General features: G+C 58.5%; 14 protein-coding genes. 2 read left to right on the top strand and 12 right to left on the bottom strand.

The window, feature by feature from the left end; translation table 11 throughout:
- Window positions 1-21: 21 nt before the first annotated feature.
- The 9 genes from ACI7MX_RS15535 to ACI7MX_RS15495 form a co-directional block, all read right to left on the bottom strand.
- Window positions 22-1179: a D-alanyl-D-alanine carboxypeptidase family protein gene (locus tag ACI7MX_RS15535; RefSeq protein ID WP_405589982.1), complete on the bottom strand. Its 1158-nt coding sequence runs from the start codon at window positions 1177-1179 to the stop codon at window positions 22-24.
- 172 nt (window positions 1180-1351) lie between these two features.
- Entirely contained in the window at window positions 1352-2347 is a 996-nt protein-coding gene (locus ACI7MX_RS15530; protein ID WP_314485065.1) for a septal ring lytic transglycosylase RlpA family protein, read from the bottom strand.
- A complete protein-coding gene (mltB, locus tag ACI7MX_RS15525; protein ID WP_314485062.1) occupies window positions 2347-3357 on the bottom strand; it encodes a lytic murein transglycosylase B in 1011 nt (336 codons plus the stop codon). The genes ACI7MX_RS15530 and mltB overlap by 1 nt, the downstream gene beginning before the upstream one ends.
- Window positions 3358-3374: 17 nt before the next feature.
- Window positions 3375-4478, bottom strand: coding sequence for a rod shape-determining protein RodA (gene rodA, locus ACI7MX_RS15520; protein ID WP_314485076.1), 1104 nt, complete (start codon window positions 4476-4478; stop codon window positions 3375-3377).
- A gap of 31 nt (window positions 4479-4509) precedes the next feature.
- Window positions 4510-6405 (bottom strand): penicillin-binding protein 2, encoded by a 1896-nt coding sequence (mrdA, locus tag ACI7MX_RS15515; RefSeq protein WP_405589978.1) that lies wholly within the window; start codon window positions 6403-6405, stop codon window positions 4510-4512.
- Between the two features lie 12 nt (window positions 6406-6417).
- Window positions 6418-6885, bottom strand: coding sequence for a 23S rRNA (pseudouridine(1915)-N(3))-methyltransferase RlmH (gene rlmH, locus ACI7MX_RS15510; RefSeq protein ID WP_003444191.1), 468 nt, complete (start codon window positions 6883-6885; stop codon window positions 6418-6420).
- Between the two features lie 9 nt (window positions 6886-6894).
- Window positions 6895-7389 carry a ribosome silencing factor gene (gene rsfS, locus ACI7MX_RS15505; protein WP_405589974.1) on the bottom strand — a complete coding sequence of 165 codons (495 nt, stop codon included), beginning with the start codon at window positions 7387-7389 and terminating at the stop codon, window positions 6895-6897.
- Window positions 7390-7458: 69 nt separating this feature from the next.
- Window positions 7459-8085 carry a nicotinate-nucleotide adenylyltransferase gene (gene nadD / locus ACI7MX_RS15500; protein ID WP_405590051.1) on the bottom strand — a complete coding sequence of 209 codons (627 nt, stop codon included), beginning with the start codon at window positions 8083-8085 and terminating at the stop codon, window positions 7459-7461.
- A gap of 64 nt (window positions 8086-8149) precedes the next feature.
- Window positions 8150-9421: a glutamate-5-semialdehyde dehydrogenase gene (locus ACI7MX_RS15495; RefSeq protein ID WP_405589971.1), complete on the bottom strand. Its 1272-nt coding sequence runs from the start codon at window positions 9419-9421 to the stop codon at window positions 8150-8152.
- Between the two features lie 176 nt (window positions 9422-9597).
- On the opposite strand from ACI7MX_RS15495, the gene ACI7MX_RS15490 reads away from it, so the two are divergent.
- Both ACI7MX_RS15490 and ACI7MX_RS15485 read left to right on the top strand, forming a co-directional pair.
- Window positions 9598-10302 carry a DNA-3-methyladenine glycosylase gene (locus ACI7MX_RS15490; protein WP_314485070.1) on the top strand — a complete coding sequence of 235 codons (705 nt, stop codon included), beginning with the start codon at window positions 9598-9600 and terminating at the stop codon, window positions 10300-10302.
- 167 nt (window positions 10303-10469) lie between these two features.
- Window positions 10470-11786, top strand: a complete 1317-nt coding sequence (locus tag ACI7MX_RS15485; RefSeq protein WP_314485053.1) for a bifunctional DedA family/phosphatase PAP2 family protein — start codon at window positions 10470-10472, stop codon at window positions 11784-11786.
- A gap of 15 nt (window positions 11787-11801) precedes the next feature.
- On the opposite strand, the gene ACI7MX_RS15480 is transcribed toward ACI7MX_RS15485, so the two are convergent.
- Genes ACI7MX_RS15480 through ACI7MX_RS15470 form a run of 3 tightly spaced genes read right to left on the bottom strand, consistent with a single transcriptional unit; the run spans window position 11802 to window position 13481 of the window.
- On the bottom strand, window positions 11802-12395 hold the full coding sequence (locus tag ACI7MX_RS15480) for an LON peptidase substrate-binding domain-containing protein (RefSeq protein ID WP_314485051.1): 594 nt from the start codon (window positions 12393-12395) through the stop codon (window positions 11802-11804).
- Between the two features lie 10 nt (window positions 12396-12405).
- The gene (locus tag ACI7MX_RS15475; RefSeq protein ID WP_314485048.1) at window positions 12406-13122 is read right to left on the bottom strand and encodes an LrgB family protein; all 717 of its coding nucleotides are present in this window, start codon (window positions 13120-13122) and stop codon (window positions 12406-12408) included.
- The gene (locus tag ACI7MX_RS15470; RefSeq protein WP_314485045.1) at window positions 13119-13481 is read right to left on the bottom strand and encodes a CidA/LrgA family protein; all 363 of its coding nucleotides are present in this window, start codon (window positions 13479-13481) and stop codon (window positions 13119-13121) included. The genes ACI7MX_RS15475 and ACI7MX_RS15470 overlap by 4 nt, the downstream gene beginning before the upstream one ends.
- Window positions 13482-13552 lie beyond the last annotated feature (71 nt).

Here is a 13552-nt window from a genome sequence, read left to right as displayed (position 1 = left end):
GGGTCATGCAGATGACTGCAATCAGTTGAACAGTCCATAGAAGAATAGACGGATGCTATCCCACACGCGTCGGAAAATACCACCTTCCTCAACGGGTTCAAGGGCGATCAGGTCTGCACTGTGCACAACCTTGTCGTCCAGTTTGACTTCTACCTTGCCGATCACGTCACCTTGGGCAATAGGTGCCATCAATTGCGGGTTCATGGTCATGCTGGCAGCCAGTTTTTTCAATTGGCCTTTAGGCATGGTCATGGTCAAGTCTTCTGCCAAACCGGCTTTGACCTGATTAGTCGTGCCTTTCCAGACAGGAGCCTGGGCCAGCTCAACACCCTTCTGGTAGAAGGTCTGGGTTTCGAAGAAACGGAAACCGTACGTCAGCAGCTTTTGTGTTTCGGCAGCACGAGCCACTTCGCTGTTGGTGCCGAACACCACGGCAATCAGGCGCTGGCCGTCACGAACCGCTGAGGACACCATGCAGTAACCGGCTTCATCGGTGTGACCGGTTTTCAGACCGTCAACGGTCTTGTCGCGCCACAGCAACAGGTTGCGGTTAGGCTGCTTGATACCGTTCCAGAAGAACTCTTTCTGCGAGTAGATCGCGTAGTGAGTCGGATCTTCGTGAATGATCGCCCGGGCCAGCAACGCCATGTCGTGTGCCGACGAATAGTGCTCTGGGTTCGGCAGGCCGGTCGGGTTCATGAAGTGGCTGTTGCTCATGCCCAGCTCGCCAGCGGTTTTGTTCATCATGTCGGCGAAGGCGTCTTCGCTGCCGGCGATGTGCTCGGAGAGCGCAACACTGGCGTCGTTACCCGACTGAATGATGATGCCGTGCAGCAGGTCGCTGACCGACACTTGAGTGCCGACCTTGATGAACATCCGCGAGCCACCGGTGCGCCACGCGTTTTCGCTGACCGTGACCGGGTCATTTTCGCCGATCTGACCGCGACGGATTTCCAATGTCGCGATATAGGCTGTCATCAGCTTGGTCAGGCTGGCCGGAGGCAGGCGCTGGTCGCCATTGTTCTCAACCAGTACGTTACCGCTGCTGGCATCCATCAAAACGTAGGCTTTGGCTGCAAGCTGGGGGGCCGATGGCATCATCTCGACGGCCCAAGCAGCGGGCGTGATGATCAGCGGTACAAGCAGACACAGGCGTTTGGCAAAGGTGGTGATGTTCATCCGTCTCTCGAAATTGTTAATAAAACTTACCCTCACGGGCAAAACGGGTGTGGCAGCCGTTTGACAGGCTGTCGCGTGTTCAGTTGCAGGTCAGCCGTTAAAGGCTTTTTATTTTAGAGCCTGCCAACTGCGTCGAGCCTTCACGCATGAATGCCCGACGCTTTAATCAGTGTTACTGATCCGTCACAACGCTCGGTTGGCCCAGGTTGGCCAATCGCACGCTGTTTTGGGTCTGCTGCACTTCATTCACCGAGCCGATCGGCCCCATGCGAACGCGGTGCAAGGTTTGCTGGTTACGCACCACCGAGCTGATAAACACCGGGGCGCTGACCATGCCACTGAGCTTGGAGCGAAGCAACTCTGCCGCATCAGGATTGGCGAATGCACCCACTTGCAAGTAGGTGCCCTGCCCCTTCTGAGCAGTCTGTAACGGAATCACATCCGAGGCGTGCTGCTGTGCGGGCGGCGTCCATTGCTCGACCTTACCCGTATTGACCGTCGGACCCGGCGCAGCCTGAGCCACTTTTGGCTCGTTGAGCATCAACGGTGCCGGTTGCCCACGCTGAGCCCACCAGGCTTGCGGGTCAATGCCTTCAACCTTGACCCGCGCGGTGCCGGTCTCGGCATAACCCAACTTCTTGGCCGCCGCGTAAGACAGGTCAATGATGCGGTCCGAATAAAACGGGCCACGGTCATTGACCCGCAGTACCACCGCTTTGCCGTTATCCAGGTTGGTCACTTTGACATAGCTGGGCAGCGGCAAGGTTTTGTGGGCGGCACTCATGCCGTACAAGTCGTAGACCTCGCCATTGGCCGTGTTTTGACCGTGAAACTTGGTGCCGTACCAGGACGCGGTACCCGACGCCACGTAAGTCTTGGACTCTTGCATCGGGAAATAGGTCTTGCCCAGCACGGTATACGGGTTGGCCTTGTAAGCCCCGGTGTGCAGGGTCGGGGTGGCATCCGGGATGCGAGAAACATCGACGTCCCACCACGGTGCGCCATCTTTATGCGCACGGTTGATGTCCAGCCCCGGCTTGGCAGCAACGGCCACGGTAGGCTTTTTTTGCGGGGTGCTCGGGCGGCTGCTGGAGCAGCTCACCACCACCAGCGCGATCGACGCGCAGGCTACGAGTTTCAAAGGTGTGCGGATCGCTAAAAACGGCATTACTTGTTGCCCCGGGCTTGAACCAGCAGGTCGGACAGTTGGTGCACTGCCATGGCGTACATCACGCTACGGTTATAGCGCGTGATGGCATAAAAATTCTTCAGGCCCATCCAGTATTCAGGGCCATTAGCGCCTTCCAGACGGAATGCCGTGACGGGCATTTCGTCATGCAGCGCATCATGACTCGACCAGCCCAGCGCTCGCAACTCCCCGACGGTTTTGATCGGTTCGATGCCTTGGGTCAACCCTTCGTCTGCGCGCTCGCCCTGCACCTGTGCGCGAACCACGACGGGCTCACCGGCGACCCAGCCATGACGTTTGAAGTAGCTGGCCACGCTGCCAATGGCATCGTCCGGGTTGCTCCAGATATTGATGTGGCCATCGTTGTCGAAATCCACGGCGTAGGCGCGAAAGCTACTGGGCATGAACTGTGGCAAGCCCATGGCTCCGGCGTATGAGCCCTTGAGGGTCAACGGGTCGACCTGCTCTTCGCGGCTTAGCAGCAGAAACTCACGCAGCTCCTTGCGGAAAAACTCGGCGCGCGGCGGATAGTCAAAGCCCAGCGTCGACAGGGCATCAATCACTCGGTAATTACCGGTGTTGCGGCCATAGAAGGTTTCAACGCCAATGATCGACACGATGACCTGCGCTGGCACGCCATATTCCTGCTCGGCGCGAGCCAATACCGCTTCATGTTCACGCCAGAAATCGACACCCCGAGCCACGCGAGCGTCGGAAATGAAGATCGGACGGTACTCTTTCCATTGTTTGACGCGTTCTGCCGGGCGCGAGATGGCATCGAGGATGCTCTGCTTGCGCTGCGCCTCACGGAACACGGCCATGAGTTGCTCGCCGGCAAAGCCGTAATCGCGGGTCATTTCACCGACGAACTCTGCTACTTGGGGCGAGCCTTCATAGTCGCCGGCTACCGCGCTTTGCGCTGCACCGAACAGGCCAACAAAGCCCATCCACGGCGCAAATCGAGCGGCCCAGCCACGCATTACTTGCATTGAATAATTCACCTTAATCAAACTTGTGCGATCCATTTGCGATGTGTGTGGATCGACATCAAAACCCCGAACGCTGACAACAGCGTCACGAGCGAAGTACCGCCGTAACTGATAAACGGCAAGGGCACGCCCACCACCGGCAACAAGCCACTGACCATACCGATGTTGACGAAGACATACACAAAAAAGGTCATGGTCAGGCTGCCCGCCAGCAATTTGCCAAACAGGGTCTGCGCTTGGGCGGTGATCACCAGGCCGCGACCAATCAACAGCAGGTAGATGAGCAGCAGCGCGCAGATGCCGACCAGGCCGAATTCTTCACCCATCACCGCGATAATGAAGTCGGTGTGGCTTTCAGGCAAAAAGTCCAGATGCGACTGCGTACCCAGCAACCACCCCTTGCCAAATACCCCGCCTGAACCGATCGCGGCTTTGGACTGAATGATGTTCCAGCCGGTGCCCAGCGGGTCGCTTTCAGGGTCGAGAAAGGTCAATACGCGCTGTTTCTGGTAGTCGTGCATGATGAAATACCACATGGCCACGGCCACCGGCACGGCTGCCGCCAGCACGCTGATAATCCAGCGCCAGCGCAAGCCCCCCATAAACAGCACGAACGCACCGCCCGCCAGCACCAACAGCGCGGTGCCGAGGTCGGGTTGGCGAACGATCAAGCCAAAGGGAATGCCGATCAGCAACAAACTCACGGCCACGTGCTTGAGTTGCGGCGGCAAGGTGCGTTTGGACAGATACCAGGCAATCGTTGCGGGCATCAGAATCTTCATGAATTCCGACGGCTGGAAGCGAATAACCCCCGGGATGTTGATCCAGCGCGTCGCGCCCATGGCGTTGTGGCCCATGACATCCACCACTACGAGCAACAATACGCCAGCCAGATAACCGATGGGCACCCAGCGCGCCATGAAACGCGGCTCCAGTTGGGCAATGATAAACATCGACACCAGCCCGATACCGAATGAGGTGGCCTGCTTGGCCAGCAAATCCCAGCTTTTGCCGCTGGCTGAATACAGCACGAACAAACTGCCCGCCGCCAGGGTCAGGAGCAGAATCAGCAAAGGGCCATCAATGTGCAAACGCTGAAGCAGCGTGGCACGCCGACGCATCACATCCTCACTGGAGAGGATGCGGTCAAAATTACTCATCATTGGCCGTAACCTCGGCTTTCATAGGGCCGGCGTACTCAGGTTTGAGCTTGCCTTCGGCGTCCAGCAGCCAGGCATCCATAACCTTGCGCACAACGGGCGACGCCACCCGGCTGCCGGCTTCACCGTTTTCAATCATCACCGAGACGGCAATTTGCGGATTGTTGGCTGGCGCAAAGCCCACGAACAAGGCGTGGTCACGGTGACGCTCCTGTACTTTGGAGCGGTCATATTTCTCACCCTGCTTGATCGCGACCACCTGCGCCGTACCGCTCTTGCCCGCAATCAAATACTGCGCACCAACGCCCGCCACCCGAGCCGTACCGCGAGCGCCATGCACCACTTGCTGCATGCCGTGGTTGACCTTGGCCCAGTTGGACGGGTCACGCAGCACAATATCGGGCATCGGGTTCGGATCAACCGGCGGTACGCCCTCAATGGTTTTGGCCAGATGCGGACGTATCCATTTGCCCTTGCTGGCGATCAACGCGGTCGCCTGCGCCAGTTGCAACGGGGTTGATTGCATATAGCCCTGGCCAATCCCCAAAATCAGGGTTTCGCCCGGGAACCAGGCCTGGCGTCGGGTGGCGCGCTTCCAGTCACGGGACGGCATCAACCCTGCCGACTCTTCAAACATGTCGAGGGAGACTTTTTGGCCAATGCCGAACTGGTTCATGTAAGTGGACAGACGATCAATGCCCAGCTTGTGCGCCAGATCATAGAAGTAGGTGTCGTTGGAACGCATGATTGCCGTGTCCAGATCCACATAGCCATCGCCTGTGCGGTTCCAGTTACGGTACTTGTGATCGTAATTGGGCAACTGGTAATAGCCGGGGTCGTAGACCCGTGAGCCGGCCGTGATCACACCACTGTCCAGACCGGCAATAGCCACCGCCGGCTTGATGGTCGAACCTGGCGGGTACAGGCCACGCAGGATACGGTTAAACAAGGGCCGGTCAATCGAGTCACGCAACTCGGCATACGCCTTGAAGCTGATGCCGGTGACGAACAGATTGGGGTCAAAACTGGGTTGACTGACCATTGCCAGCACTTCACCGGTCATCGGATTCAGTGCTACCACCGCGCCTCGGCGCCCTGCCAGCGCCTCTTCGGCCGCCTCTTGCAGCTTGATATCGAGGCTGAGCACGATGTCTTTGCCCGGGATCGGGTCGGTGCGTTTAAGCACCCGCAACACCCGGCCCCTTGCGTTGGTTTCGACTTCTTCGTAACCCACCTGACCATGCAACTCGGCTTCGTAAAAACGCTCGATGCCGGTTTTGCCGATGTGATGGGTGCCGCTGTAATTAACCGGATCGAGGGTTTTAAGCTCTTTCTCGTTAATTCGCCCCATATAGCCCACCGAATGCGCAAAATGCGCGCCCTGCGGGTAGTGGCGAACCAATTGCGCCACGACCTCAACCCCGGGCAAGCGGAACTGGTTCACGGCAATGCGGGCGATCTGTTCTTCATTAAGCTCAAACAGAATGGGCACTGGTTCAAACGGCCGCCGCCCCTGCTTCATGCGCTTTTCAAAGAGCGCACGATCATCCGGGGTGAGCTCCAACACCTGAACGATGGTGTCGAGCACTTGTGACCAATCACCGGAGCGTTCGCGTGTCATGCTCAGGCTAAAGCTGGGTCGGTTGTCTGCGATCACCACACCGTTGCGGTCAAAGATCAGACCCCGTGTCGGAGGGATCGGTTGTACGTGCACCCGGTTATTTTCTGACAGCGTCGAGTGATACTCGTACTGCACCACTTGCAGAAAATACAGGCGGGCGATCAGCACACAAATCAGTCCCACCACCACACATGCGCCGACCACGACACGTCGGCGCACAAGGCGGGCGTCTTTCTCGTGATCTTTTAGGCGAATCGGCTGAGACATTCGGGACGCTGACTATTTGTGATAAGGGTGCCCGGACAACACCGTCCAGGCGCGATACAACTGCTCACCAATCAGAATCCGTACCAACGGGTGCGGCAACGTCAACGGCGACAGCGACCAGCGCTGATCGGCGCGGGCGCAGACTTCCGGTGCCAGCCCTTCAGGGCCACCGACCATAAAGTTCACCGTGCGCGAGTCCAGGCGCCAGCGGTCGAGTTCGACCGCCAGTTGCTCCGTGCTCCAAGGCTTACCGTGCACCTCAAGGGTGACGATCCGCTCGCCCGGGCCGACCTTGGCCAGCATGGCCTCGCCTTCCTGACGGATAAAACGGGCCACGTCGGCATTCTTGCCGCGGGTATTGAGCGGTATTTCTACCAGTTCAAGGGCCAGCTCGGATGGCAGACGCTTGGCATATTCATGCCAGCCTTCTTCCACCCACTTGGGCATACGCGAACCGACAGCAATCAGGCGCAGGCGCACAACGAACCCTTACTCTTGGTCTTTGTTGAGCTTGGTGAAATGCTCATGGGTGTTTTCCGGGCTGTGGTGAGCAGCGCTTTCAGCACGGCTCTGTGCAGCACCGGCCCACAGGCGTTCCAGGTCGTAGAACTGACGGGCGCTGGCGGTCATCATGTGTACGATCACGTCGTCCATGTCCAACAGCACCCAATCGCTGTCGCCCTTGCCTTCTTCACCCAATGGCTTGATGCCCAGGGCTTTGACGGCTTCACGGACCTTGTCCAGCATCGCGCCGATCTGACGGTTGGAGGTACCGGTGGCGATGATCATGAAGTCAGTGATGCTGTGCTTGTCACGCACGTCGATGACCTGAATGTCCTGGCCCTTGACATCTTCCAGCGCGGCCACTGCAATCTTGACCAGCTCTTCGCCTTTCAGAGGCTCGGCAGCGAAGGTTTTTTCTGGCAGTGGCGCGCTTTTGAAGGTGCCTTTACGCTTTACTTTGCTTACATCTTTGTCAGTCATATAAAACTCGTTTTGCTCGTATGTTCGGGGGGTTCATTACACGTTAGATCGTGCCATGAACCACGCCTTTCAGTTCGACGCACGGTAAAGCCCGTGCGCATCGATATAGGCCAGGACCGCGTCGGGCACCAGGTAACGTACCGACTTACCGCTGGCCAGCAGTTGACGGATCTGGGTGGCGGATACCGCGAGCGGTGTCTGCCAGACGAATGCAATCTGTCCGCTCGGCCCTTTCAGGGCCAGCGGGTCGCTTACCGAGCGCGCTGCCAGCAGGTTGCGCAAGGCATCCGGCGGTTCGCTGTCGGCATCCGGGCGCTGTAGCACCAGGATATGGCAATGCTGGAGCAACTCTTCCCAGCGGTGCCACGTGGGCAGGCCGCAAAAAGCGTCCCAACCCAGCAATAAAAACAACTGGTCAGCTGCGGCCAGCTCGGCCCGCATCAGTTCCAGGGTGTCAATCGTGTAGGACGGTGTGTCCCGATGCAGCTCCCGAGGGTCGACCTTGAGCGTCGCCACTCCGGCAACCGCACACTCCACCATCGCCAGACGATCGAGGGCCGACACTCTTGGCGTATCGCGATGAGGCGGCCTGGCATTGGGGATCAGACGCAGCTCATCGAGCGTCATCATCTCCGCCACTTCAAGCGCACCCCGCAAATGACCGATGTGCACCGGGTCGAAGGTTCCACCCAGCATACCAATGCGCAGCGGTAACGCTTCGATGACCGGTTGTTCCGCTATCGGGCTAAGGTCGACCAAGTCAGACTGGCTCCTGACCGCGTAACTGGCCGTCACCGACCACAATGTACTTCTCGCAGGTCAGACCTTCGAGACCTACCGGACCGCGGGCGTGCAGCTTATCAGTAGAAATGCCAATCTCGGCACCCAATCCGTATTCAAATCCATCGGCAAAGCAGGTTGGCGTGTTGAGCATCACCGAACTGGAGTCGACTTCAGCCATAAAACGCCGGGCGTCGCCCTGATGTTCGGTCACAATCGAGTCGGTGTGATGGGAGCCATAGTGATTGATGTGCTCAATTGCCTGATCCAGCCCATCCACCACGCGAATCGATAAAATCGCGTCCAGGTACTCGGTGTGCCAGTCTTCTTCGGTGGCGGGTTTCACGTCGATCAGCGCCTGCGTACGCTCACAGCCGCGCAATTCGACGCCCTTGGCACGGAACTGCTCAGCCATAGCCGGCAAAAACTGCGCCGCTACTGACTGATCCACCAGCAAGGTTTCCATCGCGCCGCAAATGCCATAACGGTAGGTTTTGGCATTGAACGCGATGCGCTGCGCCTTCGCCAGATCAGCCGAGGCACTCACGTACACATGGCAAATGCCATCCAGATGCTTGATGACCGGCACCTTGGCGTCACGGCTGACGCGCTCGATCAAGCCTTTACCGCCACGAGGCACGATCACGTCCACGTATTCGGGCATCGTGATCAACGCGCCAACAGCGGCGCGGTCGGTGACTTCAACCACTTGCACCACCGCCGGCGGCAGCCCGGCCTCGGCCAGACCTCGCTGGATACAGGTGGCAATCGCCCGGTTGGAGTGAATAGCCTCAGAGCCGCCACGCAGGATGGTCGCGTTGCCTGATTTAAGGCACAGACTGGCGGCATCAATGGTCACGTTTGGACGCGATTCATAGATGATGCCGACGACCCCCAGCGGCACGCGCATTTTGCCGACCTGAATCCCCGAAGGGCGGTAGCTCATGTCGCGGATGGCACCGACCGGGTCCGGCAAACTGGCCACCTGGCGCAAACCGACGATCATGCCGTCGATGCGCGCCGGGGTCAGCGCCAGACGTTCCAGCATGGCGGGTTCAAGACCATTGGCCCGGCCAGCGGCCAAGTCCAGCTCATTGGCAGCCGTCAGTTCGGGTCGCGCGGCATCCAGTGCGGCAGCCGCCGCCAGCAGGGCACGGTTTTTTTGCCCGGTACTGGCACGGCCAATCACCCGGGAAGCTTCACGAGCAGCGCGACCCAAGCGGGTCATGTAGTCAAGAACGGACTCAGTCATGGTCTCAAGGGTCTTGGCAGGGAGGAAAGCGGCCGATTATAGCTGTCGCGTAGCCTCAATCACAGCAGTGGCTGGCGGATGGTCGAAATGGACTGCGAATACAGCGTGTTCAGCAAGGATTAAGCATGAGTTGCTATGCTCTGCGCTTTTTCAGCCATTCACTGACCGCCCTGAACATGCCTATTGTGTTGCCGGACTCATTTTTCGACCGAGATGCCCAGTTATTGGCGCGCGAACTGCTGGGCAAAGTGATCCGCCATCGGGTCGACGGCCTGTGGCTCAGCGCCCGCATCATTGAAACCGAAGCGTATTACTGCGCAGAAAAAGGCAGCCACGCCTCGCTGGGTTACACCGAAAAGCGTAAAGCGCTGTTTATGGATGGCGGGCATATCTATATGTATTACGCGCGCGGTGGTGACTCGCTGAATTTTAGCGCTCATGGGCCTGGTAATGCCGTGCTGATCAAATCGGCTCATCCCTGGCTGGATGAACTGTCAGGCCCGGCCAGCCTGGCCCGGATGCAACTGAACAATCCAGACGCCCAAGGCAACCCGCGCCCCGCGCAAAAGCTGTGTGCGGGTCAAACACTCTTGTGCAAGGCACTGGGGCTAAAAGTCCGCGAATGGGATGCAAAATGTTTCGACCCCGAACGTTTAAGGGTCGATGACGTCGGAGCAAAACCGACGCGCATCCTACAGACCACACGTCTGGGCATCCCCCACGGGCGCGACGAACACCTGATGTACCGCTTTGTTGACGCTGACTACGCAGCGTACTGCACGCGTAATCCGTTGCGCCGCGGGCAAGTTGATGGGCGCGATTATTTGGTGGTTGAACCGCTGCCCTCACCCCAACCCTCTCCCGGAGGGAGAGGGGGCTGATCGGGGGCGCAGTACACATTTGCTTTCGCCTTTAGTCCCTCTCCTCCTGGGAAAGGGCGCTGATCGGGGGCGTAACACCTATCTGCTTTTGCTTTTAGTCCCCTCTCCCTCTGGGAGAGGGCTAGGGTGAGGGGCTTTTGATCCAACACAAAATAAGGACGTGAAACATGGGCCCATGGCTCGACAGCATCACCGGCTGGCTCACTGCAAATCCACAATGGTTGGGCCTTGCGGTATTTATTGTGGCGTGTGTGGAGTGCCTGGCGATTGCCGGGATCATTGTTCCTGGCACGGTTCTGCTATTCGCCATTGCCGTCTTGGCCGGCAGCGGTGCGCTGTCTTTAGGCGAAACCCTGCTACTGGGCTTCCTCGGCGGTTTACTCGGCGATGCGGTGTCTTACTTTCTAGGCAGACGCTTCCACCAGAACATCCGACGCTTACCACTCCTGCGCACGCACCCTGAGTGGATGAACGGCGCTGAAAGCTACTTCCACAAATACGGCATTGTCAGCCTGTTGGTGGGCCGTTTTATCGGCCCACTGCGACCCATGCTGCCCATGGTCGCCGGCATGTGTGACATGCCAATCCCACGCTTTATCGGCGTCAGTCTGCTGGCAGGCGCGGGTTGGTCGGTGGCTTATCTGCTACCGGGCTGGGCCACGGGCGCGGCCATTCGCCTGCCACTGCCCGAAGGCTTCTGGCCACAAGCCGCCATCGTCGCGGTAGGCCTGTGCGCACTGCTAGGGCTGAGCATTAATGCCAGTATTCGTCGCCAACCCAAAGCCACACTGCTGATTGGCGCGTTAAGCCTGGCCTTGCTCCTGGGTATATTCATGGGTTACCCGTACATGACGGCGTTCGATCAGGGCATCAACGCCCTGGTGCAAGAGCATCGCAGCAGCGCCATGGACACCGCCGCCGTGCTGGTGACGCAAATTGGCAACTTCCGCACGCAGTTTTTGGCCGCCGCACTGATCTGCGTGATTTTGCTGTTCACGCGCCAATGGCGAGCCATGTGGTTTTTTGGTGGGGTGACACTGGTGACCGCGCTGGCCAACACCGGAACCAAGCACTTCTTTGCGCGGGTTCGCCCTGAAGTGCTGGTTGACCCACTGACCAGCTACAGCATGCCCAGCGGCCACAGCTCCGGAGCCTTTGCTTTTTTTGTCGCGCTGGCCATTCTGGCAGGCCGCAATCAACCGCAACGCATGCGGGTCACGTGGGTGTTGCTGGGGTGCTTGATGGCGATCACCGTGGCGATGTCGCGGGTATACCTGGGTGCTCACTGGCCAACCGACATCACCGCAGGTGCGCTGCTCGCCATTACCGTCAACGCCTTCGCACTGGCCCTGAGCCAGCGGTTCATGCCGCTTGAGCCCGTCCCGCAAAAAATCTGGTGGCTGATCTTGCCTTCAGTGACCGCCCTGTACGGCTTTTTTATGCTCGGTCACCTGTCCAAAGAGCTGCTGCGTTACGCCTATTAGCGCTCGGCACGCCGCTCATCCATTGAGCATCTCGCCCTGCATTTCATCGAGCAGGACCTGGATGCCGTCCAGACGCTGCTGCGGGTCGTTGACCAGCAGCAGCTGCAACTTGTCCTCTTCGGCAAAGGGCAAGAGATACGCCAACTGATTGGCCAGCGACTGCTGCCCCGCCACCTCGGTGCTCATGTTCAAGGCTGCAACCATCGGATGCTCGGCCAGCGCCTTGAGCAATGCCAGCAGGTCCTGGTCTTCTTCAGCCAAGGGCTGTTCGGGGATCTCGTCCAGCCATTCAACCTTCGCCACCCTCAACTGGTCGCGCTGAAGCTCGGTGTCCAGCACCTCAAAACGACGCCCGCCTTCAACCCGAATACCCAGCAGGCCGTTGTCCTGACGCTGAAAGTCACGGACTAACGCCTCACAGCCCACACGAGCAATACCTTGCGGCGCATCACCGACCTCTTCCCCCTCCAGAATGCACACCACACCAAAGCCCGTACCCTGCTTCATGCAGCGAGCAATCATGTCCAGATAGCGCGCCTCGAAGATCTGCAAGTCCAGTACGCAGCCCGGAAACAACACCGTATTCAAAGGAAACAACGGCAACGTCATAATTTCGTTCCTACGCTATAAGGGAAACGGCCAACGGCAAAAACACAGCCGTTGCCACGCCCATCAAACTCATCGCCAGCGCCGCAAACGCGCCGCACTCTTCGCCTTCCTGCAAGGCCACCGAAGTGCCCACTGCATGCGCGGTCATACCCAGCGCCATGCCGCGCGCTTCCGGGCTGTGAACCCGCAAAAGCCGTAACAGACCGGGGCCAAAGATGGCTCCGATCACGCCGGTAATGAGCACAAACACCGCAGCCAGCGCAGCAACGCCGCCGATTTGCTCGGCAACCAGCATGGCAATCGGAGAGGTGACCGACTTGGGTGCCAATGTCATCAACATCATGTGCTCGGCTCCGAACCACTTCCCCAACAGCACCACTGAGGCTGTCGCCACCACGCCTCCAATTACCAGCGTAGTAAAAATGGGCCAGAACAGCTGATGAATCCGCCGCAAGTTCAAATAAAGCGGCACTGCCAGCGCCACAGTCGCCGGGCCTAACAGAATGCTGAGAATTTCGGTGCTTTTACGGTACTCCACATAACTCAAACCGCAACTGAGCAACACACCAATGACCAACAGCATTGACGCCAACACCGGTTGCAGGAAAATCCAGCGGGTCTTTTCATAGGTCGCCAGCACTAATTGATAGGCACCCAAGGTAATACCGATGCCAAACAAGGGGTGATGAATCACCGACTGCCAGGCGTCATGCCATTGCAGGTTCATGGCCGCTCCTCAGGATGAATGTGCCTTTTAAGCAAGCGCTGCATCAGCACGCCGACAAACGCCATTGAGACGAGTAGAGACAGCACCAACGCTCCGGCAATCGCCCAAAAATCGGCCGCGATGTCAGCGGCATAGACCATGACCCCAACAGCGGGCGGCACCAACAGCAAAGGCAGATAGCGTAACAAACCACTGGCGGCCTGGCTTAAAGGCTCGCTCACTTGGCCACGCACCATCAAGAACACCAACAGCAGCAACAGACCGATGATCGGCCCCGGCAATATCGGGACGAACAAGTGATTGAGGGCCGTGCCAACCAATTGAAACAGCACCAGCCAAGTCAAACCCCGTAACAACATTTCACCTCTCCAGCGATTATTATTTTTGGTCCCGGCATTATAAGCACGTCCCTTCTCCACCCGGCATCGGC

Source organism: Pseudomonas sp. 2024-210, from assembly GCF_045062345.1.
Lineage (GTDB): Bacteria > Pseudomonadota > Gammaproteobacteria > Pseudomonadales > Pseudomonadaceae > Aquipseudomonas.
Note: the sequence above shows the minus strand (reverse complement) of the source record. Positions and strands in the feature narration are given on the sequence as shown.

Coding starts and splice junctions, on each gene's coding strand:
- ACI7MX_RS15485 (WP_314485053.1), top strand. CDS start 10,470: ATGGGCCCATGGCTCGACAGCATCACCGGCTGGCTCACTGCAAATCCA.
- ACI7MX_RS15495 (WP_405589971.1), bottom strand. CDS start 9,421: ATGACTGAGTCCGTTCTTGACTACATGACCCGCTTGGGTCGCGCTGCT.
- ACI7MX_RS15490 (WP_314485070.1), top strand. CDS start 9,598: ATGCCTATTGTGTTGCCGGACTCATTTTTCGACCGAGATGCCCAGTTA.
- ACI7MX_RS15480 (WP_314485051.1), bottom strand. CDS start 12,395: ATGACGTTGCCGTTGTTTCCTTTGAATACGGTGTTGTTTCCGGGCTGC.
- ACI7MX_RS15475 (WP_314485048.1), bottom strand. CDS start 13,122: ATGAACCTGCAATGGCATGACGCCTGGCAGTCGGTGATTCATCACCCC.
- rsfS (WP_405589974.1), bottom strand. CDS start 7,389: ATGACTGACAAAGATGTAAGCAAAGTAAAGCGTAAAGGCACCTTCAAA.
- rodA (WP_314485076.1), bottom strand. CDS start 4,478: ATGCGTCGGCGTGCCACGCTGCTTCAGCGTTTGCACATTGATGGCCCT.
- ACI7MX_RS15535 (WP_405589982.1), bottom strand. CDS start 1,179: ATGAACATCACCACCTTTGCCAAACGCCTGTGTCTGCTTGTACCGCTG.
- ACI7MX_RS15470 (WP_314485045.1), bottom strand. CDS start 13,481: ATGTTGTTACGGGGTTTGACTTGGCTGGTGCTGTTTCAATTGGTTGGC.
- mltB (WP_314485062.1), bottom strand. CDS start 3,357: ATGCAAGTAATGCGTGGCTGGGCCGCTCGATTTGCGCCGTGGATGGGC.
- ACI7MX_RS15530 (WP_314485065.1), bottom strand. CDS start 2,347: ATGCCGTTTTTAGCGATCCGCACACCTTTGAAACTCGTAGCCTGCGCG.
- mrdA (WP_405589978.1), bottom strand. CDS start 6,405: ATGTCTCAGCCGATTCGCCTAAAAGATCACGAGAAAGACGCCCGCCTT.
- nadD (WP_405590051.1), bottom strand. CDS start 8,085: ATGCTGGGTGGAACCTTCGACCCGGTGCACATCGGTCATTTGCGGGGT.